The sequence below is a fragment of the Oceanibacterium hippocampi genome, assembly GCF_900172325.1.
GTDB lineage: Bacteria > Pseudomonadota > Alphaproteobacteria > Sneathiellales > Sneathiellaceae > Oceanibacterium > Oceanibacterium hippocampi.
In genome coordinates this window covers 1,618,879-1,642,715 of record NZ_FWFR01000001.1, presented here as the reverse complement: position 1 = coordinate 1,642,715, position 23,837 = coordinate 1,618,879, and the positions used below count along the sequence as shown (strand labels likewise).

Sequence of the window (23,837 nt, the reverse complement as noted above, 5' to 3'; positions counted from 1 at the left end):
CGGCAGGGAATTCGGGTGGGGTTCCGGGTTCATCGCACCGCGTCCTAGAGCGGCAGCGGCGAAACGCCGAACAGCCACGCGTGTCCGTGCAGGAAGGCGGCATAGAATACCAGGCCGAGCGGCGCCTGCCACCACAGTCCGCCGAGCGAGAACCGGCCGCGCCCGGAAAGCAGCGCGGCGAAGGGCACGTTGGAGGTGACCGCCGTCAGTTCCTTCCACGGGCCGGGAAATGCCCGCGCCTTGCGGGCCTCGATCAGCATCGTGCCGGCAATCGCGAGCAGGCCGAGACTGCCGAAGAAGACCAGCGACGGCAGGTCGCCGTTGTTGAGCAGATGCGCCGCCGACCAGATGGCAATCGCCCACATGATCGGGTTGCGCGTGATGGTGACGATGCCGCGCGCCGCCACGCCCTTCTGCAGCAACCGCTCGCTGCCCGCGGCGGTCGGGTTCGGCGTCCCGACGCCGGCGATCAGCAGGACGAAGGCGATCGCCATCAGCACCAGGCCGCACCAGCGGCCGGCCGCGCCCAGGTCCCACAGCACCGTCTCAGGCACGACCGCCCCGTAGGCAACCGACATCCAGACGATCAGCACCAGCGAGATGGCCGAATAGAGCCCCCTGTAGGCGCCCTCGCCAAGGCGGGCGACAAGGCGTCCCCGCGCCGCGGTCGACGGCAGGACATGAATGACCAGGAAGCAGGCGGAGGCGAGGACGAGTGCGGCGAGCGAACCGGTCATGATGGTTTCCTCGAAAGAAATGCCGCTGGACGGCGCCGGAAGTCTAGCGGGATTCGGGGCGGCCGTGGAAGCGCCGAAAGATCGGCTTGCTCGGGGCCCGCCAGCCGCCCGCCGGGCACCCGCCGATCCGGCGAGCGTATCAGTCCGTCTCGGCGAACTGCCTGGCGAAGGCCGCGAGCAATGTCTTGAGCTCCGGTTCGGCGACCGCCTTCGCCGCCGCCTCCGGATCCATCCACTTTCGCGTCCGCTGGCTCTTTTCGGGCCATGAATCGGCCAGTTCCGCGACTTTCAGCGGGAAAACGGCGACGTTCAGCGTGCCGCCGCCCTTGATCTCAAGCTTGCGATAGCAATAGCGGCCGATCTCGCGATCGGCGATCTCGCCCCTGATTCCGGCCTCTTCCCATGCCTCCTTCGCGGCCGAGGATGGCGGCGTATGGCCATCCGCGACATAGCCCTTCGGCAAGACCCAGCGGCCGGTGTCGCGCGAGGTCACGAGAAGATATTCGAGACCCCGTTTCTTCTTCCGGCGCCAGGCAAGGGCGGCGGACTGCTCGACGGGGTCGACCGGTTTCGGCATGTCGGTTGTTTCACTCCTCACCGGGGTGCCGGGCCGGCTCCCCTGCTTTTTTCGTTTGTGATCGTTTCGGTGCGTATTCGTCTGAGAATAGACGATGACCGGCAGACATCAACCGCCGAACGATCCGGCGCGGTCGCGCGGCATCGCCGCTTCTCGCGGCCGGTCGCGGGCCGGTCCGCCATCCCTACATCGCCTCCTTCACGCCGCGCCGGATCAGCCACCAGTTCACCGGATAGGCGGTCGCGAAACCGAACAGCATGGCGATCTGCATCATGAACCAGAATTCAACGCTGTCGCTCCGGAGTTCGACGCCCAGCAGGCCGGCGAAGATCACGAAATGGGCGAGCGCCATGAAGCCGTACATGCCGACCTGCCACGCGGTCAGCGAGGCGGCGTCGGCCTTGATCGCCTCGACGAGGCCCTCGCCGACGGTGAGGCCGCGCATCGGCTTGATGGTGAAATACTGGAAGGCGATCCCGAAGGAGAAGGCGAAGACATAGTCGACCACCCAGATCGCGAAGATCTTGTCCGCGAACAGCGATTTCCAGCCCGCCCAGACCGCGACCGCGGGCACCAGGAAGACCAGGCTTTCGGCCACGATGTCACCGAGCGTGCAGCCCGCGCCGCAATGGGCGACACCCTTGCCGACGCTCGCCGGAAACGGCGTCCGGCGCCGGTGCGGCTGGGTTTCGTCCCGCGCCCCGGCCGCCTCGACCCGCTCCTCTGCCGCGAGCCGGCCGTAGGCGTAGTAACCCCACAGGGCGAGCACGTGCCCGAACAGCGCCGTCGCCGGCCAGACGACGTTCATGATCCACATATGCTGCGGATGGCGCGAGAGATCGACGGCGAGCCAGAGCGCCGAACCCAGGCCGAGGACGAGCGAGACGATCGACAGGATATGGAGCCATTCGGGAACCATGCCGGGCAGAACGCCACAAGACGCACCCTTGTTCCCGCGTGCCGGGAGTTCCGCCGCGTGCGCCGGGCCTATCCCCCCAGCAGGGTCATGATCGCGTCGTCGACGAGGCTGTCGACCGAGGGCGGGATCGCGCCGTCGCGTTCGAGGTAGGGACGCATGGCGGCGAGCGGCACGCCGATGGCGATGAAATGCAGCCGCTCGTAGTCGGTCGGCCCGTCGTGCAGCGCCCGGGCGAGGTGGTCGAGGATGCGGGTCGCGCCGGCCTCCAGCGCCGCGGCGCGGGCAAGAAGGGCCTCCGGCAACTCGGGCGCCACGAATTCCTCGCGCCGGTGCAGGATCAGGATGCGCGCCTCGGCCGGGTTGGCGCGGCACCAGCGGACCGCGTGCACGGCGCCGGCGGCGATCGCCGCGGCCGGGTCGTCGACACCTTCCAGGATGCCGAGATAGCTCGCCTGGAAACGCTCCTGCGTGCGGCACCAGAGCGTCGCGCGAAGCTCCGCCCGGCCGGAGAAGCGGTGATAGATCGAACCCGACGGCGCGCCGAGCGCGCGGGCGACGCCGGACGCGGTCACCGCCTCGACGCCTTCCGCCGCGCAGAGCTCGGCGGCCATGTCCAGGATACGGTCCTCGGGAAACTTGGCGGGGCGGCCCATGGCGTTGTCCGGCTTTCTCGTTTCTTGTTGGCCTGTCGGCAGTGCAGCCGGCGTCAATCGTCCAGATGCTTGATGTAGCGGTGGATCTCGCTGGCATAGCCGACCCGCTCGTAGAGCCGCCGGGCGCGGTCGTTGTTGGCGAAGACATGCAGCGTGACCGAGCGCGCGCCGTGACCGGCGGCAACCGCCTCGGTCGCTTCCATGAGCGCCCTGCCGACGCCGCGTCCCTCGGCGCCCTCGGCCACCGCCAGAACCTCCAGGTGCGCCGACGGCGCGCCGCTCATCGGTTCCGGGCGAAGCGTCAGGATGGCGACCCCGAGCAGCGCGCCATCCTCCCCCTCGGCGACCCGCACGTGGCAGTCCGGACGTTCGCCCGCGACCTTGGCGCGGAGCAGCGCGGCATCGTGGCGCCAGAGATCCTCGGCGACCCGTTTCGGCGGCAGCTCGAAGGCGGCGAGCCGCGGCAGGATCGCCAACACCGCGTCGAGGTCGTCCGGACCGCTGTCGCGGACATGAATCGGCGCCTCGGCGGCGGGCCGGGCGGAATCGGGGATCGTCATGACGCGGCGTCTCCGGCGCGGTTCCGTGAAGTCCGGATTGTTACAAATCGAAGCGCGGATGCTACTGACTGGCGGGCGCCGGCGCTAGTCCGTATCGCCGACCATCTCGCCGCGGCTCTCCGCGCCGGTCCCGGGCCAGGGATCGTCGCCCTCTTCATCGTCGTCCTCGACGCCCCCGGCGGTCGCCACCGCCTCCCCGGCCGGCGTCAGGCGGCAGACCAGCCAGTCGGGCTTGATCGGGTTGCGCGTCCAGGGCACCGCCCAGCCGTGATCCAGGCAGGCGCGGATCGTCGCCGGCTTGATCCGCTGACCGTTGCGGTCGTGCAGCGGGAGCTTGCCGCCGGGCTGGCCGAGCCCGAGTCGAAGGTAGCGCCGCTGCACGGCGGTCGGATGATCTGCTGTCATGAAAGGCATCCTAGCGGATGCGGGCGCGCCGGGGAACGGGGCGCGGCACGCCGCCTTATCCGCCGATTGCGTGCCGCTCGAGGAAACCGGCGACGGCGGCGATCACCCGGTCCGGCTGGTCGCGATGGGGAGAATGACCGCACGCGTCGAGCATCAACGTCTCGGCCCGCCCGCCCATGCCGGCGGCGATGGCGTCGACCTGACGGGCGGTGCCGTATTCGTCGTCACGGCCCTGGATGACCAGCGCCGGCACGCGGATCGCCGGCAGGAACGCTTCCAGGTTCCAGGCGCGGAAGGCCGGGTCGAGCCAGGCGTCGTTCCAGCCGCGAAAGGCGCAATCGACGTTGTCGCCGTGATGGCGGGCCAGCCGGGCGCGCAGGTCGGCCGACTCGTAAGCCTCCTTCGCCGCCGCGATGCTGGCAACCGAGACATCCTCGACGAAGACATGGGCGGCCTCCAGCGCCAGCGCGCGAAGCGACGGATGGGGCCGATCGCCGGCATGGATCAGGGCGATCGAGCCGCCGTCGGAATGGCCGAACAGGACCGCGCGTTCGACCGCGAAGGCGTCGAGCAGTTCGGGCAGCGGGCCGGCCGCCTCGTCATGCATGTAGCCGAGCGGACGCGGCAGGGCGCAGGCGTCCGAGCCGCCATAGCCGAACCGGCTGTAGACCAGCGCCCCCATCCCGGTCCGCGCGGCGAGGCGGTCGGGAAAATCCCGCCACATCCCGATCGCGCCGAGCCCCTCGTGCAGGAAGACCAGTGTCGACGCCCGGTCGGGCGGCGGCCCGATCCAGCGCGTCTCGACCGCGCCGCCGGAGAGCATTACGCGTTGCGTCACGGCCGGCGCCGTCAACCGCGCAGCTTGAACCGCTGGATCTTGCCGGTCGCGGTCTTCGGCAGTTCGTCGCGGAACTCGATCCAGCGCGGATACTTGTAGGGCGCGAGCCGGCTCTTCACGAAATCCTGCAATTCCCGGGTTTTCGCGGCATCGCCGGCGAGACCGTCGCGCAGCACGACATAGGCCTTCGGCTTGACCAGTTCGTCCGCATCCATGTGGCCGACCACGGCCGCCTCCAGCACGTCGTCATGACCGACGAGGGCGGATTCGACCTCGAAGGGCGAGACCCAGATGCCGCTCACCTTCAGCATGTCGTCGGCGCGGCCGGCATAGGTGTGGAAGCCCGCCTCGTCGGCGATGTACTTGTCGCCGGTGCGGCACCAGTCGCCCTGGAAGGTTGCGACGGTCTTGGCCCGGTTGTTCCAGTAGAAGGCCGCCGTCGACGGCCCGCGCACCATCAATTCGCCGAGTTCGCCCGGCGGCAGCTCGGCCCCGTCGTCGCCGACCACCTTGAGCTCGTAGCCCGGCACCGCCTTGCCGGTCGAGCCGAGCTTGGTCGCGTCGACCCGGTTGGACAGGAAGATATGCAGCATCTCGGTCGAGCCGATGCCGTCGAGGATTGGCACGCCGAAGCGGTCGGTCCAGCGCCGCGCGACATCCTCGGGCAGGGCCTCGCCGGCGGAGACACAGAGCCTGAGCGCGTCCGACGATGCGCCCCGGTCGATCGTGCGGTCGCCGAGGATCGCCGCGTAGAGGGTCGGCACGCCGAAGAAGATCGTCGGCCGGAAGTCCTTGAGCCGCTTCATCACCGCCGCCGGGGTCGGCCGTTCGGCCATCAGGACCGCCGTGCCGCCGACATGGAGCGGGAAGGTCATGGCGTTGCCGAGCCCGTAGGCGAAGAACAGCTTGGCGGCCGAAAAGAACACGTCGTCCGGTCCCGCCTCGAGCACCCCGCCGCCATAGAGCACGGCGGTCTGCACCAGGTGGCCGTGCAGGTGGACGACGCCCTTGGGCTTGCCGGTCGAACCGGAGGAATAGAGCCAGAAGGCGATGTCGTCGGGCGTGGTCTCGGCGGCGGCGAGGTCGGCGCCGGCGGCGGCGCAGAGTTCGGCGAAGCGGGGCGCGTCGGCGAACGCGCTCGGCCCGTCACCGCTCGCGATCACGTGGGACAGGCGCGGCAGGTCGCCGGCCGCCTTCGCCAGCGTCGGCGACAGCGCGTCGGAGACGAGCAGCGCGACGGCCCGGCTGTCACGCAGCATGTAGGCGTAATCCTCGGCGGTCAGCAGCGTGTTGAGCGGCACCGGCACGGCGCCGATCTTGAGCGCGCCCCAGAAGGCGGCGTAGAAATCGACGGTGTCGAGAAGCGCCAGCGCGATCCGCTGCTCCGGCAGGATCCCGAGGGCGAGGAAGGCGTTGCCGGCGCGGTTCACCCGCTCGGCGATGTCGGCATAGCTGTAGCGGCCGTGGTCGTCGATGACGGCGAGCTTGTCGCCGCGCCCCTCGGCCAGGTGCCGGTCGATGAAATCGCTCGCCGCGTTATAGTCGCGCGGCAGGACCGGTCGCGGCGGCGATGCGCCCGGTTCGACACTGGACGGGCTCGGCATGGATGGTTCCTCCCTCGGACCGTTTCTCGTTTACCGTTGTTCGTCTTCCTTCGGTCGCGCCGATGCTCGCATCAGGCAGCCTCGGCGCGGGCCTCCTCGAAACTGGCGACCGCGTCCCGGGCCCATTCGACCGCCGCATCCTCGGCCAGCGTGTCGCCGCTCGCGTCATGCTTCAGGCGCCCGGCAACCCGGGTCGCGCCGAGCCCGGTAAGCAGCACCTCGAATTTCTCCCCGGCGTGATTGAAGGTATCCTGGTAGGTGCTGTCGCCAAGCCCGGCCACGGCGAAGCGGACTTGTTCAAGATCGGGCCGCGTGCGCGCCACGTCCTCGAAGAAGCCGCGCGCGTTGTCCGGCACGTCGCCCTGGCCGTAGGTGGAGGTGACGATCAGGAAATCCCCGCCCGCCGCAAGGATCCCGGCATCGAGCGAATCCATCGGGTGAATCTCGGAGCCGATCGCGGTTTCCGCGTCGAGCATCGCCTTGATTTCCTCGGCCACGATTTCCGCGGTGCCAGTCATCGTGCCCACCAGGATCGTCACATGCTTCGCCACCATCGCCTCCGCCGTCGGGGAATATTCTGAATAGCAATATATTGCATAAAGCCTTCTCATTTATGAAATCAAGCATTATAATGCATTTTCATGAGTGATAGCCCCGATCGCCCCTGCAATCCCGACGCGCGCCCGGCGCGGGCCCGGGGCTGCCGCCCCTGCCCGCCTGCCGAGCAGCATGCGGCCTTTCTCGCCCAGCTTGGCGAGCGGGTGCGGACGGCGCGCGCGCGGCGCGGCATGACGCGCAAGATCCTGGCCCATGAATCCGGCGTCTCGGAACGCTACCTGGCGCAGCTCGAGGGCGGCCAGGGCAATATCTCGATCGGACTGCTGCGGCAGGTCGCGCAGGCGATGAACCTCGCGCTGGAGACCCTGGTGCGGGAGGCGCCGGAACCGCCGGCCGAGCTCGCCCTGATCCAGCAGATCCTCGGGCGCCTGAGCCCGGAGGAGCTGACCGAGGCCCAGGCCCTGCTCGGCAGCCGGTTCGGCAGCCGCGAGTTGCGCGGCCGGCGAATCGCGCTGATCGGCCTGCGCGGCGCCGGCAAGTCGACACTCGGCGCGCGCCTCGCCGAGCGCCTCGACGTGCCCTTCATCGAGCTTGCCCAGGCCATCGAGGCCGATGCCGGAATGGCGGTCGGCGAGATCTTTTCGCTGTCCGGACAGTCCGGCTACCGCCGGGCCGAGCGGCGCAGCCTCGACCGCGTGCTCGACGACCACCCGGAAGCGGTGATCGCCACGGGCGGCGGCATCGTCGCCGAGCCGGCAACCTACGAACGCCTGCTGGCAAGCTGCCTGACGGTCTGGCTGAAGGCGCGCCCGGAAGACCACATGGAGCGGGTGATCGCCCAGGGCGACTACCGGCCGATGGCCGGCAGCAGCGAGGCGATGGAAGACCTGCGGCAGATCCTGGCGAGCCGGGAAGAGCTTTACGGGAAGGCCAGCCTGACCTTCGACACCTCCGGCCGCGGCCTCGAGGATACGCTGGACGCGCTGCAGCGGGCGATCGTCGCGCTCATCGCCGCGCCGCGGGCCGCCTGAAGCGGCGGTCGGACGGCAGCCCGCCTACTTGTCGAGCCGGCGGAGCGGCAGCGTCGGCGCCAGCAGGTCGGCAATCATCTTCGGATCGTCAAGGAACTGGAGGCCGGCCGAGACGCCGCGACGCCAGGCAAGGCGGGCGGCGAAGTCGCCGAATCGCGGCAGCCGCAGGGTCATGTTCTTGGGCAGTTCGTCGCTGTCGTCCGTCTGGATCTTGGCGCCGTTGGCGGACAGGTTATGGACAACGCAATCCCGCGACTGGCCGCCGTAAACCAGTGTCGCAGGCCACAGCACGCTGCTGCGCGCATAGGCCCGGCGATCACGCCATTCGCGCTCTTCGGCCTCGGCACGCGCAGCCGCGGCGGCGTCGACGTCCGACAATTCCGCCCCACGAACCGTCACCTCATCGTTCATCGAGGCCCCCTTCAGCTTCCCGGCCGGAGTCTGACGCCGAAAGGTTGACAATTCCTTAACGGGGTCGCGCCGGACGCACCGGCCGGACCCCGCTCGCGAACGCTTGTTGGCGGTCGGCCCGACGCCTATCCTGACAGGCGGAAAGGTTGGACCATGGCCCCCGACCCGGCGCCCGCGAACAGGCCGATATCACGCAGAAAACGGCGCGCCATCACGCTGGCCGCCGCCCTCGCCGTGTCTTGCGCGCTGCCGCTTCCGGCGGCCCCGGCCAGCGCCGAGCCGGTCACCAGGGACGGCCTGACGTTCTCCGACGAACTCGGCGGCTTCCGCATTCTCTCGCTCTCGGGCATCGGCAGCCTGGAGGATCCCTTCGTCCTGGTCGAGGAGATGACCACCCTTGGCGAGATCGCCCTCGTGATCCGCGGCCTCGCCAGCCGCTCGCAGCTGCGTCCCAACCGCTTTTCCTCGATCACCTTCGCCGGCTTTCACCTTGTCAAGGTCGTCATCAACCGCTCGGGCCGCGAATGGGCAAGCTACGAACATGAACTGCGCGAGGACCTGGCGGAACCGTCGAGCTACGGCGACGGGCTGTCCTTCGACCAGCCGAAGACCGGGCCGAGACCCTTCGAATCGGACCGATTCCAACGCTCCCACGAGGTGACCGAACCGGCCGACCTGGTTCGCTTCGACAGCGGCCGGGTCGCCGTCGGCGAGGCGGCGACCTTCCGTTACGTGATTACCGACGCCTCGCCGCTCGACCGATTCTACCTGTTGCAGCGGCCCGCCTGGCCGATCGCCGCCCGACGCTGATCGGTCTCGCTCCCTGGTCAGAATGATCGCCTGAACGCTTGCCTGCCCCGTCAATCCAGCAGAATATTGCTTGTCGGAACGGAAATATGCATTATAGTTCCTATGACTCTGGCCCTTCGCAGGAACGGAACGAACGAACGATGATCGACTTCCAGACCGCGCCCGACCGCTACCGCCACTGGAAACTGGCCTTCGACGGCCCCGTCGCGACCCTGACGATGGACGTTTCCGAGGATGGCGGGCTCCGCGACGATTACGAGCTGAAGCTCAATTCCTACGATCTCGGGGTCGATATCGAACTTTACGACGCCGTCCAGCGGCTCCGCTTCGAGCATCCGGAAGTACGCACCGTGGTCATCACCTCGGGCAAGGAGAAGGTCTTCTGCGCCGGCGCCAACATCCGCATGCTGGCCGGCTCCAGCCACGGTCACAAGGTCAATTTCTGCAAGTTCACCAACGAGACCCGACTGTCGATCGAGGATGCCTGCGAGAATTCCGGCCAGCATTACATGGCCGCGATCAACGGCGCCTGCGCCGGCGGCGGCTACGAACTGGCGCTGACCGCCGATCACCTGGTCCTGATCGACGACGGCTCGTCGACGGTCTCGCTGCCCGAACTGCCGCTGCTCGCCGTGCTGCCCGGCACCGGCGGCCTGACCCGGCTCACCGACAAGCGCCATGTCCGCCGCGACCGCGCCGACGTGTTCTGCACGCTGGAGGAGGGCGTTCGCGGCAAGCGGGCGATCGAATGGCGGCTTGTCGACGAGACCGTGCCACGCTCGCGCTGGGAGGAGACGGTCACCGCCCGCGCCCGCGAGATCGCCGAGCGCTCGGACCGGCCGGCCGACGCGAAGGGGATCGCGCTCACGCCACTGACGCGGACCATCGACGGCGACGAGATCCGCTACGAGACGGTCACCTGCGCCATCGACCGGGCGACGCGGTCCGCGGCAATCACGATCCACGGCCCGACCGCCGATGTCCCGGCGACGGCGCCCGCGATCCATGCCGCCGGGGCGGCCTTCTGGCCGCTGCAGTTCGCCCGCGAGTTCGACGACCTGATGCTGCATCTTCGCCTGAACGAGGACGAGATCGGCACTTGGCTGCTCCGCGCCGAGGGCGATCCGGCCCGGGTCGAGGCGGCCGACGCGGCGCTTGCCGGCAACGCCGGCGACTGGCTGGTCCGCGAGATCTCGCTTTTCCTGAAACGCACGCTGAAGCGGCTGGACCTCTCGTCGCGCTCGCTGTTCGCGATGATCGAGCCGGGCAGCTGCTTCGTCGGCACGCTGCTCGAACTCGCGCTCGCCGCCGACCGCTCCTACATGCTCGACGGACAGTTCGAGGGCGACAACCGGCCGCCGGCGACGATCCGTCTCACCGCCGCCAATTTCGGCCCCTACCCGATGTCGAACGGGCTGACCCGCCTCGCCGCCCGCAGCCTGCACGACACTGCCGCGGTCGAGGGCCTGAAGGACAAGATCGGCCGCGACATCGAGGCGGCGGAGGCGGAGGAACTCGGCCTCGTCACCTTCGCGCCCGACGACATCGACTGGGACGACGAGATCCGCCTTGCCGTCGAGGAACGGAGCGCCTTCTCGCCGGACGCCCTGACCGGGATGGAGGCCAGCTTGCGCTTCGGCGGCCCGGAAACCATGGAAACCAAGATATTCGGTCGCCTGACCGCGTGGCAGAACTGGATCTTCCAGCGCCCGAACGCGGTCGGCGAGAACGGCGCGCTCCGCCTCTACGGCACCGGGCGGCGCAGCGACTACGACAAGAGGAGGGTCTGAGCCATGGCGATCGACTATCTGGAGAGCATCCCGAACAACGTCGACATCTCCGGCGACCGGCGGCTGCAGCGCGCGCTCGAGGCCTGGCAGCCACGCTTCCTCGACTGGTGGAAGGACATGGGGCCGGAAGGCTTCCAGGGCGATGACGTCTATCTGCGCACGGCGATTTCCGTCGATTCCAACGGCTGGGCCAATTTCGGCTATGTCCGCATGCCGGAATATCGCTGGGGGATCTTCCTGGCCGAACCGGTCGAGGATCGCAAGATCTCCTTCGGCGACCACAAGGGCGAAGCCGCCTGGCAAGAGGTGCCGGGCGAGTACCGCAGCGTGCTCCGCCGCCTGATCGTCACCCAGGGCGACACCGAGCCGGCCAGCGTCGAACAGCAGCGCCTGCTCGGCATGACCTGCCCGTCGCTCTACGACCTCCGCAACCTGTTCCAGGTCAACGTCGAGGAAGGTCGCCATCTCTGGGCGATGGTCTACCTGCTGCACGCCTATTTCGGCCGAGACGGCCGCGAGGAAGCCGAATCGCTGCTCGAGCGGCGCTCCGGCGACGCCGACCACCCGCGTATCCTCGGCGCCTTCAACGAGGATACGCCGGACTGGCTGTCCTTCTTCATGTTCACCTTCTTCACCGACCGGGACGGCAAGTACCAGCTCGCCACGCTCGGCGAATCGGGCTTCGACCCGCTGTCGCGGACCTGCCGCTTCATGCTGACCGAGGAAGCCCATCACATGTTCGTCGGCGAGACCGGTGTCGGCCGGGTCATCGAGCGCGCCTGCGAGCTGATGAAGGAACACGACACGGACGATCTGGCGCCGCATGGCGGGATCAGCCTGGCACTGCTGCAGAAATGGCTGAACTTCCATTTCTCGGTCTCGATCGACCTGTTCGGCTCGGAAATCTCGACCAATGCCGCGAACTACTACACGATGGGCCTCAAGGGCCGGTTCGCGGAAGAGAAGATCGACGACGACCATCGCCTGAAGGACGCCCATTACGGGGTTACCGGGCTGCGCGACGGCAAGCGCTTCGGCATGTCGGAGGAGCCCGCCCTGACGGCGCTGAACGAGCGCCTTCGCGACGATTACGTGACCGACTGCCAGCGTGGCATCGACCGCTGGAACCGGGTCATCCGCAATGCCGGCATCGATTTCGAGCTGAAGCTGCCGCACCGTGCCTTCCACCGCCAGATCGGCGCCTTCGCCGGTCTGAAGGTGAGCCCGGACGGCCGCATCGTCGACGATGCCGAATGGGCCGCGAACGAGGCGAAGTGGCTGCCGACCGATACCGACCGGGCCTATGTCGCCTCGCTGATGCATCCGGTCATGGAGCCGGGCAAGTTTGCCAACTGGATCGCGCCGCCCCGGCGCGGTATCAATGCCCAGCCCGTCGAATTCCAGTACGTCAAGCATCACTGAGAGCGCATTCGTGACGACAGCCATGCACGGCACCCGCGAGGTCATCTCGCGGGTGCCTTTCACGATCCGCCGCACCGTGCACTGGGGCGATTGCGACCCGGCCGGGATCGTCTACACGCCGCGCTTCCTCGATTTCGCGGTCGAGACGGCGGAAGCCTGGTTCCACGCGGTCACCGGCGAGCACTGGGACGGCATCCGCCGGAAGCGCAACATGGGCTCGCCGATGGTCGGCACGACCCTCGAGTTCAAGCGCCCGCTCGCCGCCGGCGACCTGTTCGACCTGCGGGTCCTGCTGGCGCGGATCGGCGGCGCCTCCTACACGCTCGACATCAGCGGCCTGAACGCCGCCGGCGAACTCGCCTTCCGGGCCGAGCTCACGCCCTGCATGGTGCATGTCGAGCCGTTCGGCGCGGCGCGCATTCCCGATGACTTCCGCCAGGCGATGGAAGCCTATAAAAAGACCTGCGACGAGACGTGACACCAGAAGACAGGCAAGGACGGATCAGCCATGGCCGAGGCAGCGCCATACGACAAGCTATTCCCGGTATCCTGGGACGAACTGCACCGTAGCGCCAGGGCACTGGCCTGGCGTCTCAACGCCGCCGGCCCGTTCGAGGGTCTGGTCGCGATCACCCGCGGCGGCCTGGTGCCGGCGGCGATCGTCGCCCGCGAACTCGACATCCGGATGATCGATACCGCCTGCGTGCTGACCTACAAGAACGACCGCACGACCGCCGACCCGACCGTGCTGAAGGACGCCACGGCGCTCGCCGGCGACGGCACCGGCTGGCTGATCGTCGACGACTTGGTCGATACCGGGACGACCGCGCAGGTGGTGCGCGGGATGCTGCCCAAGGCGCATTTCGCCACCGTGTTCGCGAAACCCGCCGGGCGGCCCAATGTCGACACCTTCGTCACCGAGGTCAGCCAGGATACCTGGATCCTGTTCCCCTGGGACCAGGCGCCGCAGTTCGTGAAGCCGATCGTCGACGGGGGCCATTTCGCCTGAGCCGGGCGATCGCCGGTTGCGGCGAAACTGATCCGGTCGCATCCTCGTTGCGAATGAAGGACAAGGGGCATCCGAGTTCTCCGCCCCGCCGGAACCGGAGCGAGCCCGATGATCGTCGTCCACCACCTGAACAACTCCCGCTCCCAGCGCATTCTCTGGCTGCTGGAAGAGCTCGGCCTCGACTACGAGATCAAGCGCTACGACCGGGACCCGGCGACCATGCAGGCACCCTCCGCGCTGCGCGCCATTCATCCGCTCGGCAAGTCGCCGGTGATCGTCGACGGCGCCACCGTGGTCGCCGAGACGGGTGCCGTCATCGATTACCTGATCGAGAGTTACGACAACGGCCGGCTGGCCCCGGCGCCGGGTACCGACGAGCATCTCCGCTACCGCTACTGGCTGCATTACGCCGAGGGCTCGGCGATGCCGCCGCTCCTGATGAAGCTCGTGTTCGACCGGATGTCCGGATCCGCGATGCCCTTCTTCCTGCGGCCGGTCGCCCGGATGATCGCCGGCAAGGCGATTTCCGGCTATGTCGCGCCGCAGATCGCCCTCCATCTCGACTTCATGGAGGCGGAACTGGCCGAGCGCCGGTGGTTCGCCGGCGGCGATTTCACCGCTGCCGACATCATGATGAGCTTCCCGATCGAGGCGGCCCGGGCACGGGGCGGGCTCGATACGGACCGCCCACATCTCATGGCCTTTCTCGAGTCCATCCATGCCCGGGAATGCTACCGGCGCGCGATCGAGCGCGGCGGCCATTACGCACTGCTCGGCGGCTGAGCGCCCGCGGCGCGGTCAGTCAGCGCGGGGCGACTTTGCCCGGCGTCAGCAGGCCCCATTCCACGACCCGGCGCAACACCGTGCCGAGCGCGTCGTCGAACGCGAGCACGATCGACTGCATGTCGCGGCCCTCGGAGCGGACGGAGCCTTCGAAGGTTTCGGAGGCAATGATCTCCTGGCGCGGCTGGCGGATCATCTTGACGTTCAGCCGGACCCGGATGACCGGATTGTCGTCGTCGAAATATTCCGCCTGGAACTCGCGCAGGTCCGAGCGGAGATTGTAGTCGGAGCGGAGCCCGACCGACTGCCGGCCGACGGCGACGATGCGCCCGGAATTCTCGAAGCTCTCGACTATCAGCATCTGGATCATGCGCGGCGCCCGGTCGGTCCAGCGGGCGTCGGCGAAATACTTGAACTCGGTCTGGTTCGGGCGCAGCGCGATCTTCACGTTGTCGAGGCCGCCGGCGGCCAGCGGCTCCTCGACCACGAGCTGCCAGTCGACCTTCGGCAGATCGTCGCGGAAGGTCGATTTCGGCGTCAGGGTGTAGAGGTTCGGCGCCGGCCCGGAGCCCGGCAGCAGGCTGCCGGCGCAGCCGCCGAGCAGCAGAAGCAGGCCCACCAGGGCGGACCTGCCGGCGATCGTGGCGATTTGTGCGGTCATGCGTCCCATCATCATTCTCATTCCGCCCGGAATTCGGATTCCTGGGTGCCGAACAGGAAGCGCGCCGGATCGCTCTCGATCCGTTCGCTGACCCGTTCGAGCGAGGCGACAAGCTGGCGCGCTTCCTCGACGAAGCGGGTGAATTCGCTGAGCCCGTCGCTGGTGAAGTCGTGGATCGGTTCGCGGTTCTCGGCGAGCATCGCATCGAAGGTGGCGAGCGTCTTCTGCGCGCCGACCATGGTCGCGCGGAACTCGCCCAGCGCCTTGGCGGCATCGTTCCGGACCACCCCGTCGACACCGGTGATCGCGCCGCGGGCAAGCACCAGGGTCTCGTCGAGCTGATCGATGATGGTGCTCACCTTGCCGGATGCCTCGCGCAGGTTGGCGAGGGTCTCGGAGACGTCGGCGCCGCTCGCCTCGAACTGGTCGAGGATATTGCCGATCTGCTCGCGCCGCTCGGAGACGGCGCCGGTCAGATCGCGGATATTGACGATGATCTCGGTGATCGCCTGGCGGTTGTTCTCGTCGACCAGTTGCGAGACCCGGTCGACCAGCTCGACGCCGCCGGAGATCAGGTCGGGCGCCGACTGGAACAGGCGTTCGAGCTGCGACGGCTTCGACGGAATGACCGCCCGCTTCTTCCCGGAGGGCGGCTCGATCGGCGGATTTCCGGCCCTTGCGCCGTCGATGTTGATGACCGCGACCCCGGTGATGCCCTGCATCTGCAAGGTCGCCGCGTCGCCCTCGCGGATCGGGAAATCGGAGCGCAGTTCGGCCAGCACGAGGACACGGGACGGGTCGTCCGGGTCGATCTGGATGTCCTGGACCGAACCGATGGTGATGCCCCGGTAGCGAACGTCGGAACCGATCTTGAGGCCGTTCACCGAGCCGGTCAGGGGAATGTCGTAATAGACGAATTCCTGGTCGATCTCGATCTTCGCCGCCCACAGCGTGAAGCCGAAGATACCGGCGACGAACAACAGCACGAAGCCGCCGATCAGGACGTGACTGGCCTTGGTTTCCATGTCTCAGTCGTCTCCTTCCGCCCGCCCGGCTTCGCCGAGCGCGGCACGGGCCCTGGGCCCATGGAAATATTCCCGGATCCAAGGATGATCCTGCCGCAGCATCTCCGCCATGTCGCCGACGACCAGTACCTTCTTTTCCGCGAGCACGGCGATACGGTCGCAAATCGCGTGCAGGCTGTCGAGGTCGTGGGTCACCATGAAGACCGTGAGCCCGAGTGTCTGCTGAAGGCGGCGGATCAGTTCGTCGAAGGCGGCGGCGCCGATCGGGTCGAGGCCGGCGGTCGGCTCGTCGAGGAAGACGATCTCCGGATCCATCGCGAGCGCGCGCGCCAGGCCGGCCCGCTTGCGCATCCCGCCGGACAGCTCGGACGGGTATTTCGGGCCCGCGTTCGCGGCCAGGCCGACCATCGATATCTTGAGCGCGGCAAGCTGGTCGGACAGCGCCGGCGGCAGCTTCAGATGCTCCTTCAGCGGGACCTCGATATTCTGCGCCACGGTCAACGAGGAGAACAGCGCCCCGTCCTGGAACAGCACGCCCCAGCGCTGCTCGAAGCGGCGCCGCTCCGTCGCTTCCATGGCCGCGAGATTCTCGCCGAAGACCCGGATCTCGCCCGCTTTCGGGCGGATCAGGCCGATGATCGTGCGCAACAGCACCGACTTGCCGGTGCCCGAGCCGCCGACGATGCCGATCACCTCGCCGCGCCGGACTTCCAGGTCCAGGTTGTCGTGGATGACCTGGCTACCGAACTGGGTGCGCAGCCCCCTGATGGCGATGATCGGTTCCTCCGACACCGCCCTAGACCCCGACCACGGCGAAGAAGATCGAGAAGCCGGCGTCGATGATGATGACCAGGAAGATCGCCTCGACCACCGCCCGGGTCGTCAGCCGGCCGACGCTCTCGGCGCTGCCCGACACCTGGAAGCCCTCGAAACAGCCGATCATGGCGATCGTCGCGGCGAAGAACGGCGCCTTGATCATGCCGGTCCAGAAGGTCCAGAAGGTGACCGACTGCTGCAGCCGCTCCAGGTAGAGGCTCGGCTGGATGTCGAGCGAGGCCCAGGCCATCAGCGCCCCGCCCATCAGCCCCATGATGTCGGCGAAGAAGCCGAGCAGCGGCAGGGTGATCATCAGCGCCAGCACGCGCGGCACGACCAGCACCTCGACCGGGTCGAGGCCGAGGGTGCGCATGGCGTCGACCTCCTCGTTCACCTTCATGGCGCCGATCTGCGCGGTGAAGGCGCTGCCGGAGCGGCCGGCAATGACGATGGCGGTGAGCAGGATGCCGATCTCGCGCAGGATCGAGACGCCGATCAGATCGACGACGAAGACATCGGCGCCGAAACGCCGGAGCTGGGTCGCCCCCTGGTAGGCCAGCACGACGCCGATCAGGAAGGAGATCAGCCCGATGATCGGCAGCGCGTTCAGGCCGCTCTGCTCCATGTGGTAGACCAGCGAGGTGAAGCGGAGCCGGCGCGGGTTGACGAGCGCGCGCCCGACCGTGCTCATCACGATCCCAAAGAAGCCCAGCAGATTGCGGGTCTCGTGGCCGAGGCGCACGGTCTCCCGGCCGACCTCGGCCAGCAGGCGGACGACGACATTCTCCGTGGGCGGCTCGATCTCGCAGGGATTGTCGTTGCCGGCAACCTCGCGGAGCAGGATGTCATGCTCCTCGCGCGCGCCGGTGACGACGACCTCACGGCCGTCCGCACCGAGCCGTTTGCAGGTCCGGTAGACCAGCCACGCGCCGGCGGTATCGAGTGCCTCGAGCGCCGTCAGGTCGACCTCGACGCGCTCGGCGACGGGCGGCGTGAAGCGGTCGAGCAGACGCTCGATCGCGCCGGCCTGGCGGATCGTCCACGGCCCGCCGAGAACGACGGAACCGCCCGCGGCACCGTCGCGCCATTCGATCCAGCCCGCCGGACTGACGTTCTCGCGGCTCACGCCCTCATCCGCCGCAATGTTCCCTCGATCCAGCATTCATACCAATGACGTAGCATGTCACGGCCCGGCCGCCCCGGCAAGCGAGCGCCTTGACCGGAGGGGAGGCGCGCCCGAGGATATCGGCCAGACCCGCAGGATCGTCCGCACGGAAAACCCGACATGCCCCGCTTCGCCGCCAATCTCAGCTTCCTGTTCACCGAACGCGACTTTGCCGACCGTTTCGCCGCCGCCGCGGCGGCCGGCTTCAAGGCCGTCGAATACATGTTCCCGGACGGCCTCTCGCCGGCCGAGGTTGCCGGGCCGCTCAAGGCCGCCGGGCTCGAACAGGCGCTGATCAACATGCCGGCCGGCGACTGGGGCAAGGGCGAGCGCGGCATCGCCTGCCTGCCCGGGCGCGAGGCGGAATTCCACGCCGACGTCGGGCAGATCATCGAATATGCCGGCGCGCTCGGCTGCCGTCGCGTCCATGCGCTAGCCGGTGTCGCGCCGGAAGGCGTCGACCCGGACCGCGCGCACGCGACCTACGTCGACAACCTCGCCCACGCGGCGAAGGCGTTCGCCGCCGAGGGCATCATGCTGCTGATCGAGCCGATCAACCAGCGCGACATCCCGGGTTTCTTCCTGCGCGACACCGCCCAGGCGCTCCGGGTCATCGCGGAAGTCGGCGCCGCGAACCTGAAACTGCAGTTCGACATCTATCACGCCCAGGTCACCGAGGGCGACCTGGCGACCACCTTGCGCCGCCATATCGACGCCATCGGCCATGTGCAGGTCGCCAATCCGCCCGGCCGAAACGAGCCGTCGGCCGGCGAGATCAACTATTCCTACCTGTTCGGCCTGCTCGACGAGATCGGCTATGACGGCTGGATCGGCTGCGAATACCGCCCGCTCGCCGGCACGGCCGAGGGACTCGCCTGGGCGCGGGAATACGGGATCGGCCGCTGAGGCCTGCCACCGGACCGGCGGGGCGCGACCGGGATCGGGACAGGCTCGGCATCTCAAGGCGGAAGCTGTTGATTCTCCATGTTTGCTTCTGTCGGAGCGGCATTCTTTAATAGCCGGACCATCACGTTCCGGGCCGGTCGATGCCGTTCAACAGAGGATCAAGGCGAACGATCGCGCGCCACTGGCTGCGCATCACCCATAACGAGCAGATCATCCTGCTTGCCTGGGCGCCGCTGCTCGGCGCGATCGTCGGCTATGGGGCGCTCGGCTTCCGGCTCGCGATCGGCGAGGTGCAGAATCTCTTCTACGGCTTCCGCACCGAGCAGACGGTCACCCTGCTGGCGGAACTGCCCTGGTGGCACCTGCTGCTGGCCCCGGCGGTCGGCGGCCTGGTGATCGGCGCGGTGCTGCGCTACCTGATGCCCGAGCACCGCTCGCTCGCCGTGTCCGACGCGATCGAGGCGTCGCAGATCCGGGCGAGCCGGGTCAGCCTGCGCGAGGGCCTGATGGCGGCGATGATCAACGCCACCTCGCTCGGCGTCGGCGCCTCGCTCGGCCGCGAGGGGCCGGTCGTCCACCTCGGCGCGGCGCTCGGCAGCGTCGCCAGTCGCTATCTCCGGCTGCCGCGCACGCTCGCCGTCACGCTGCTCGGCTGCGGCGTCGCGGCCGCCGTCGCCGCCTCCTTCAACGCGCCGATCGCCGGGGTCTTCTTTTCTCTGGAAGTGGTGCTCGGCTCCTACGCGCTGCGTTCGTTCGCGCCGATCGTCATCGCCTCGGTCGCCGGAACCCTGGTCAGCCGCGCCCATATCGGCGACTTCCCGGCCTTCTCGATCCCCGACTACGCGATCACCTCGTTCTGGGAATTCCCGGCCTTCGCCCTGCTCGGGCTGGTCAGCGGAATCGTCGCGGTGATCTTCATGTGGAGCCTGACCTTCGCCGAGGACGTGGCGGAGCGGATCAAGATCCCGCTCCTGCTGATGCCGGCCTCGGGCGGGCTGCTGATCGGCGCCATCGCCATCGTCTTCCCGCATGTCGTGGGCGTCGGCTACGAGGCCACCGACATGGCGCTTCGCGAACAGCTTCCACTTTACCTGCTGCTCGCCCTGATCGTCCTCAAAACGGCAGCAGCGGCGATCTGCTACGGCGCCCGTTTCGGCGGCGGGGTCTTCTCGCCCTCGCTCTTCGTCGGCGCGATGACCGGCGGCGCCTACGGCATCATTGCCGCCGGCGTCTTCCCGGAACTGGCCGCGAGCCACGGCGCCTACGCGATCATCGGCATGGGCGCGGTCGCCGCCGGCGTGCTCGGCGCGCCGATCTCGACGATCCTGATCGTCTTCGAGCTGACCGGCGACTACAAGATGTCGATCGCCGTTATGGTCGCCGCCGTCATCGCCTCGGTGGTCGCACGGCGCATCGTCGGCGGCAGCTTCTTCCAATGGCAACTGACCCGGCGCGGTGTCACCCTCGGCCATGACAGCGCCAGCGAGGAACTGGAGCGCCGAAGCGTTCGCGAGGTGATGCGCCGGAAGGTGCAGTATGTCCACGAGGACGCCTCGGCGGAAGAGGTCCGAACCCTGCTGGAACAGAGCCCGAGCACCGATTTCGTCGTCATCGACCGCGAGGGGCACCTGGTCGGCCATCTCGATTTCAGCGACGTCAAGCAGGTGATCTTCGCCGGCGAGGCGGACGCGGCGGCGACTGCCGGGGTCATCGCTCATCGCGCGCAGACCATCGTCGAGGCCCAGAGCAGCCTGAAGGAGGCGCTCGACGCCATGACCGGCGGCGGTGAGGACAGCGTCGCCGTCATCGACCCGCTGGACGACAATCACGTCGTCGGCGTGCTGCATTACCGCGACCTGCTGATGGCCTACAACGCGGCCCTGATCCGCAGCGAGCAGAAACACAAGGAATCGCAGTGACGGCGGTTCGGCCGGGCGCCCGTCACTTCCCGCCCTTCGCCCCTGTTCCGCGCCACCGGCATCGGTTATATCTCCCGGCATGAACGACGATCCCTTCGATCTTGCCGCGGCGCCGCCAGCCCGCCAGCCCGCCGCCGCGCCCTATCTCGCCAAGCTCAACGAGGCCCAGCGCGAGGCTGTCGAGGCCCTCGACGGCCCGGTCCTGGTGCTTGCCGGCGCCGGTACCGGCAAGACCCGGGTGCTAACGACCCGGCTTGCCCATCTGCTGGCGACCGGGCGCTGCCAGCCCTGGCAGGTCCTCGCGGTGACCTTCACCAACAAGGCGTCGCGCGAGATGCAGGACCGGCTGGCCGCCCTCGTCGGCCCGATCGCCGGCGATGTGCGCCTCGGCACCTTTCATGCCATCGGCGTCTGGCTGTTGCGCCGCCACGCCGAGCTGGTCGGCCTGAAGAGCAATTTCACGATCCTCGACACCGACGACCAGCTCCGCCTGCTGAAGCAGGTGCTGGAAGCCCACGAGGTCGACGTGAAGCGCTGGCCGGCGCGGGCGCTCGCCGCCGTCATCGACCGCTGGAAGGACAAGGGCCTGACGCCCGACAAGGTCGGCGGCGGCGACGGCAACGGTTTTGCCGACGGCAAGGCGCTGGAACTCTACCGCGCCTACCAGGCCCGGCTGCTGACGCTCAACGCCTGCGATTTCGGCGACCTTCTCGTGCACACGCTGACCCTGTTCTCGAGCAATCCGGACATTCTCGCCCGCTACCAGGAACAGTTCCGCTACATCCTGGTCGACGAGTACCAGGACACAAACGTCGCGCAGTATCTCTGGCTCCGCCTGCTCGCCCAGTCGCATCACAACATCTGCTGCGTCGGTGACGACGACCAGTCGATCTACGGCTGGCGCGGCGCGGAGGTCGACAACATCCTGCGTTTCGAGAGCGACTTCCCCGGCGCCAAGGTGGTCCGCCTCGAGCGCAACTACCGCTCGACCGGGCATATCCTCGCCACCGCCTCGGCGCTGATCGCCCATAACGAGGCCCGCCTCGGCAAGACCCTCTGGACCGACGACGATCCCGGCCGAATGGTCGGCCTGCGCGGCGTCTGGGACGGGATCGAGGAGGCGCGCATCATCGGCGAGGATATCGAGGCGCTGCAGCGCGACGGCGCCCGCCTCGACGATATCGCGATCCTCGTCCGGGCCGGCTTCCAGACCCGCGATTTCGAGGAACGCTTCCTCACCCTCGGCCTGCCCTACCGGGTGATCGGCGGCCCGCGCTTCTACGAGCGCGCCGAGATCCGCGACGCCATGGCCTATCTGCGCATGGTCGCCCAGCCCGATGACGACCTGGCGCTGGAGCGCATCATCAACGTGCCGAAGCGGGCGCTCGGCGCGGCAACGGTGAAGAAGCTGCACGAGACCGCGCGGGCCGCCGGCACGACACTGCTCGGGGCCGGCACGGCGATCGTCGAGACCGACGAGCTGCGCCCGCAGGCGCGCACCGCGCTGGCCCGGCTGCTCGACGATTTCCGGCGCTGGCGGGCACTGATCGACGTGATGCCGCATCACGAGCTCGCCGAGACCGTGCTGGACGAAAGCGGCTATACCGCCATGTGGCAGCACGACCGCAGCCCCGACGCGCCGGGCCGGCTGGAGAACCTGAAGGAACTGATCCGCGCGATGGAGGAGTTCCCGACGCTCGCCGCCTTCCTCGAGCATGTCGCGCTGGTCATGGAGAATGCCGAGCAGCGCGACGAGGACATGGTCTCGCTGATGACGCTGCATTCGGCCAAGGGCCTGGAGTTCGAGCATGTCTTCCTGCCCGGCTGGGAGGAAGGCCTGTTCCCGCACCAGCGCGCGCTCGGCGAAAGCGGCCAGAAGGGGCTGGAGGAGGAACGCCGCCTCGCCTATGTCGGGATCACCCGGGCGCGGCGCCAATGCACGATTTCCTTCGCCGCGAACCGTCGCGTGCACGGCCAGTGGCAATCCTCGATCCCGAGCCGCTTCGTCGAGGAGCTGCCGGCCGATCACGTGGAGAAGCTTTCCGACCCCGGCATCTACGGCAGCGGCGGCGCCGGCTGGGGCCGGGTCGGCGGCGCCGGCGGCGCCGGCGGCGCCTACGAGGCGCCGTGGGAGAAATCCGACTGGCGCGGCCGCCAGAAAGGCTATGGCGCCCGCTACGAACGGCGCGGCGGGCTCATCGAGGGCGAGGCGACGGTGGTCGAGACGTCGGGACCCGAAGGCGGCTATGCGCTCGGCCAGCGGATCTTTCACCAGAAATTCGGCTATGGCCGGATCAGGGCGATGGACGGCAACAAGCTCGAGATCGAATTCGAGAAGGCGGGCCGGAAAAAAGTGATGGATGCCTTTGTCGACCCGGCCTGAGAACACCACGCACGAGCTGATCGTGAACGGCGCCCGGCTGGTCATCGACCGGCTCGGCGACTTCTTCGACGCCTTCGCCGATGCCGTGGTCACCCGGGAGCGGGCCGGCGAGGACAGCGAATGGGAACTGCGCGCCTATTTCGAGACGCCACCCGACGCGGCCGCGCTGGAGCGCCTGCTCGACGGCCTCGAATACCGGATCGGGCCGCTGACGCCGCAGGACTGGGTATCGATGTCGCGTGCCGGCCTGATCCCGGTCCAGGCCGGACGCTACTACCTGCATGGCAGTCACGATCCGGTCTCGTCCAATCCGGGCGCGGTCGATCTGCTGATTGACGCCGGGCAGGCCTTCGGGACCGGTCATCACCAGACCACCCGGGGCTGTCTCCAGGCGCTCGATCGCCTGTTCAAGGAACGGGAATTCTCGCGGCCCTATGACCTCGGCTGCGGTTCCGGCGTGCTGGCCATGGCGGCCGCGCATGTCCTGCGCCGTCCGGTCATGGCGAGCGATATCGACGCCCGCTCGGTGGCCGTGGCGGCCGGCAATGCCCGGCTGAACCACCTGCAGCGCTATCTGTCGCTGTTCGTCGCCGACGGCCCCGCCCATCCGTCAATCCGGGCGGGTGGGCCTTACGATCTGATCACCGCGAACATACTTGCCCGGCCGCTGATCCGGCTGGCACCGGCTGTCGCCGGCCTGATGGCGCCGGGCGGGCGGCTGGTGCTTGCCGGTCTGCTCGACTGGCAGGAAGCCCAGGTACGCAGCGCCTATCGCCTTCAGGGGCTCCGCCTCGTCCGAAGGCACCGGGTCGGCCAGTGGCCGACCCTGGTGCTCGGCAAGTGACGGAGCGGTAG

Annotated in this window: 25 protein-coding genes; 11 read left to right on the top strand and 14 right to left on the bottom strand. The window is 68.4% G+C overall.

The annotated features are described in order from the left end of the window. Positions 1–44: 44 nt before the first annotated feature. From OCH7691_RS07750 to OCH7691_RS07710, 9 genes are all read right to left on the bottom strand, one after another. Positions 45–737 carry an NnrU family protein gene (locus tag OCH7691_RS07750; RefSeq protein WP_085882768.1) on the bottom strand — a complete coding sequence of 231 codons (693 nt, stop codon included), beginning with the start codon at positions 735–737 and terminating at the stop codon, positions 45–47. A 139-nt stretch (positions 738–876) separates the two neighbouring features. After that, on the bottom strand, positions 877–1,314 hold the full coding sequence (locus OCH7691_RS07745) for an NUDIX hydrolase (RefSeq protein ID WP_085882767.1): 438 nt from the start codon (positions 1,312–1,314) through the stop codon (positions 877–879). A gap of 184 nt (positions 1,315–1,498) precedes the next feature. After that, positions 1,499–2,233: a DUF4396 domain-containing protein gene (locus tag OCH7691_RS07740; RefSeq protein ID WP_085882766.1), complete on the bottom strand. Its 735-nt coding sequence runs from the start codon at positions 2,231–2,233 to the stop codon at positions 1,499–1,501. A gap of 68 nt (positions 2,234–2,301) precedes the next feature. Next, entirely contained in the window at positions 2,302–2,886 is a 585-nt protein-coding gene (locus OCH7691_RS07735) for a TetR/AcrR family transcriptional regulator (RefSeq protein ID WP_085882765.1), read from the bottom strand. Between the two features lie 53 nt (positions 2,887–2,939). Continuing rightward, entirely contained in the window at positions 2,940–3,446 is a 507-nt protein-coding gene (locus tag OCH7691_RS07730) for a GNAT family N-acetyltransferase (protein WP_085882764.1), read from the bottom strand. Positions 3,447–3,530: 84 nt separating this feature from the next. Next, positions 3,531–3,851 (bottom strand): hypothetical protein, encoded by a 321-nt coding sequence (locus OCH7691_RS07725; RefSeq protein WP_217807853.1) that lies wholly within the window; start codon positions 3,849–3,851, stop codon positions 3,531–3,533. Between the two features lie 55 nt (positions 3,852–3,906). Next, positions 3,907–4,689, bottom strand: coding sequence for an alpha/beta fold hydrolase (locus OCH7691_RS07720; protein ID WP_217807852.1), 783 nt, complete (start codon positions 4,687–4,689; stop codon positions 3,907–3,909). A gap of 11 nt (positions 4,690–4,700) precedes the next feature. Then, positions 4,701–6,293 carry a benzoate-CoA ligase family protein gene (locus OCH7691_RS07715; RefSeq protein ID WP_085882761.1) on the bottom strand — a complete coding sequence of 531 codons (1,593 nt, stop codon included), beginning with the start codon at positions 6,291–6,293 and terminating at the stop codon, positions 4,701–4,703. Between the two features lie 71 nt (positions 6,294–6,364). Beyond that, entirely contained in the window at positions 6,365–6,847 is a 483-nt protein-coding gene (locus OCH7691_RS07710) for a flavodoxin domain-containing protein (RefSeq protein WP_176244961.1), read from the bottom strand. A gap of 87 nt (positions 6,848–6,934) precedes the next feature. Between OCH7691_RS07710 and OCH7691_RS07705 the strand changes: the two genes are divergently transcribed. After that, positions 6,935–7,882 carry a helix-turn-helix transcriptional regulator gene (locus OCH7691_RS07705; protein ID WP_085882759.1) on the top strand — a complete coding sequence of 316 codons (948 nt, stop codon included), beginning with the start codon at positions 6,935–6,937 and terminating at the stop codon, positions 7,880–7,882. Positions 7,883–7,906: 24 nt separating this feature from the next. On the opposite strand, the gene OCH7691_RS07700 is transcribed toward OCH7691_RS07705, so the two are convergent. Continuing rightward, the gene (locus tag OCH7691_RS07700) at positions 7,907–8,293 is read right to left on the bottom strand and encodes a PilZ domain-containing protein (RefSeq protein ID WP_085882758.1); all 387 of its coding nucleotides are present in this window, start codon (positions 8,291–8,293) and stop codon (positions 7,907–7,909) included. A gap of 153 nt (positions 8,294–8,446) precedes the next feature. Between OCH7691_RS07700 and OCH7691_RS07695 the strand changes: the two genes are divergently transcribed. From OCH7691_RS07695 to OCH7691_RS07670, 6 genes are all read left to right on the top strand, one after another. Further along, positions 8,447–9,103 carry a hypothetical protein gene (locus tag OCH7691_RS07695; protein WP_085882757.1) on the top strand — a complete coding sequence of 219 codons (657 nt, stop codon included), beginning with the start codon at positions 8,447–8,449 and terminating at the stop codon, positions 9,101–9,103. 140 nt (positions 9,104–9,243) lie between these two features. After that, a complete protein-coding gene (boxC, locus tag OCH7691_RS07690) occupies positions 9,244–10,893 on the top strand; it encodes a 2,3-epoxybenzoyl-CoA dihydrolase (protein WP_217807851.1) in 1,650 nt (549 codons plus the stop codon). A gap of 3 nt (positions 10,894–10,896) precedes the next feature. Beyond that, a complete protein-coding gene (boxB, locus tag OCH7691_RS07685; RefSeq protein ID WP_085882755.1) occupies positions 10,897–12,315 on the top strand; it encodes a benzoyl-CoA 2,3-epoxidase subunit BoxB in 1,419 nt (472 codons plus the stop codon). 10 nt (positions 12,316–12,325) lie between these two features. Further along, positions 12,326–12,793: an acyl-CoA thioesterase gene (locus OCH7691_RS07680; RefSeq protein ID WP_176244960.1), complete on the top strand. Its 468-nt coding sequence runs from the start codon at positions 12,326–12,328 to the stop codon at positions 12,791–12,793. A gap of 30 nt (positions 12,794–12,823) precedes the next feature. Further along, positions 12,824–13,324, top strand: a complete 501-nt coding sequence (gene gpt / locus OCH7691_RS07675) for a xanthine phosphoribosyltransferase (RefSeq protein ID WP_085882753.1) — start codon at positions 12,824–12,826, stop codon at positions 13,322–13,324. 108 nt (positions 13,325–13,432) lie between these two features. Beyond that, positions 13,433–14,107 (top strand): glutathione S-transferase, encoded by a 675-nt coding sequence (locus OCH7691_RS07670; RefSeq protein ID WP_085882752.1) that lies wholly within the window; start codon positions 13,433–13,435, stop codon positions 14,105–14,107. Between the two features lie 19 nt (positions 14,108–14,126). On the opposite strand, the gene OCH7691_RS07665 is transcribed toward OCH7691_RS07670, so the two are convergent. Genes OCH7691_RS07665 through OCH7691_RS07650 form a run of 4 tightly spaced genes read right to left on the bottom strand, consistent with a single transcriptional unit; the run spans position 14,127 to position 17,735 of the window. Next, positions 14,127–14,768: an ABC-type transport auxiliary lipoprotein family protein gene (locus tag OCH7691_RS07665; RefSeq protein ID WP_085883559.1), complete on the bottom strand. Its 642-nt coding sequence runs from the start codon at positions 14,766–14,768 to the stop codon at positions 14,127–14,129. 17 nt (positions 14,769–14,785) lie between these two features. After that, positions 14,786–15,793: an MlaD family protein gene (locus tag OCH7691_RS07660; protein WP_085882751.1), complete on the bottom strand. Its 1,008-nt coding sequence runs from the start codon at positions 15,791–15,793 to the stop codon at positions 14,786–14,788. A gap of 3 nt (positions 15,794–15,796) precedes the next feature. After that, complete coding sequence (locus tag OCH7691_RS07655) at positions 15,797–16,585, bottom strand: ABC transporter ATP-binding protein (RefSeq protein WP_085882750.1); 789 nt, start codon at positions 16,583–16,585, stop codon at positions 15,797–15,799. A 4-nt stretch (positions 16,586–16,589) separates the two neighbouring features. Next, a complete protein-coding gene (locus tag OCH7691_RS07650) occupies positions 16,590–17,735 on the bottom strand; it encodes an MlaE family lipid ABC transporter permease subunit (RefSeq protein ID WP_176244959.1) in 1,146 nt (381 codons plus the stop codon). Positions 17,736–17,894: 159 nt separating this feature from the next. Between OCH7691_RS07650 and otnI the strand changes: the two genes are divergently transcribed. From otnI to OCH7691_RS07630, 4 genes are all read left to right on the top strand, one after another. After that, on the top strand, positions 17,895–18,680 hold the full coding sequence (otnI, locus tag OCH7691_RS07645; protein ID WP_085882748.1) for a 2-oxo-tetronate isomerase: 786 nt from the start codon (positions 17,895–17,897) through the stop codon (positions 18,678–18,680). A 140-nt stretch (positions 18,681–18,820) separates the two neighbouring features. Then, a complete protein-coding gene (locus tag OCH7691_RS07640) occupies positions 18,821–20,599 on the top strand; it encodes a chloride channel protein (RefSeq protein ID WP_085882747.1) in 1,779 nt (592 codons plus the stop codon). A gap of 79 nt (positions 20,600–20,678) precedes the next feature. Further along, on the top strand, positions 20,679–22,982 hold the full coding sequence (locus OCH7691_RS07635; protein ID WP_085882746.1) for an ATP-dependent helicase: 2,304 nt from the start codon (positions 20,679–20,681) through the stop codon (positions 22,980–22,982). After that, positions 22,960–23,826, top strand: a complete 867-nt coding sequence (locus OCH7691_RS07630) for a 50S ribosomal protein L11 methyltransferase (RefSeq protein WP_085882745.1) — start codon at positions 22,960–22,962, stop codon at positions 23,824–23,826. Before OCH7691_RS07635 ends, OCH7691_RS07630 begins: the two co-directional genes overlap by 23 nt. The last annotated feature ends 11 nt before the right edge of the window (positions 23,827–23,837 follow it).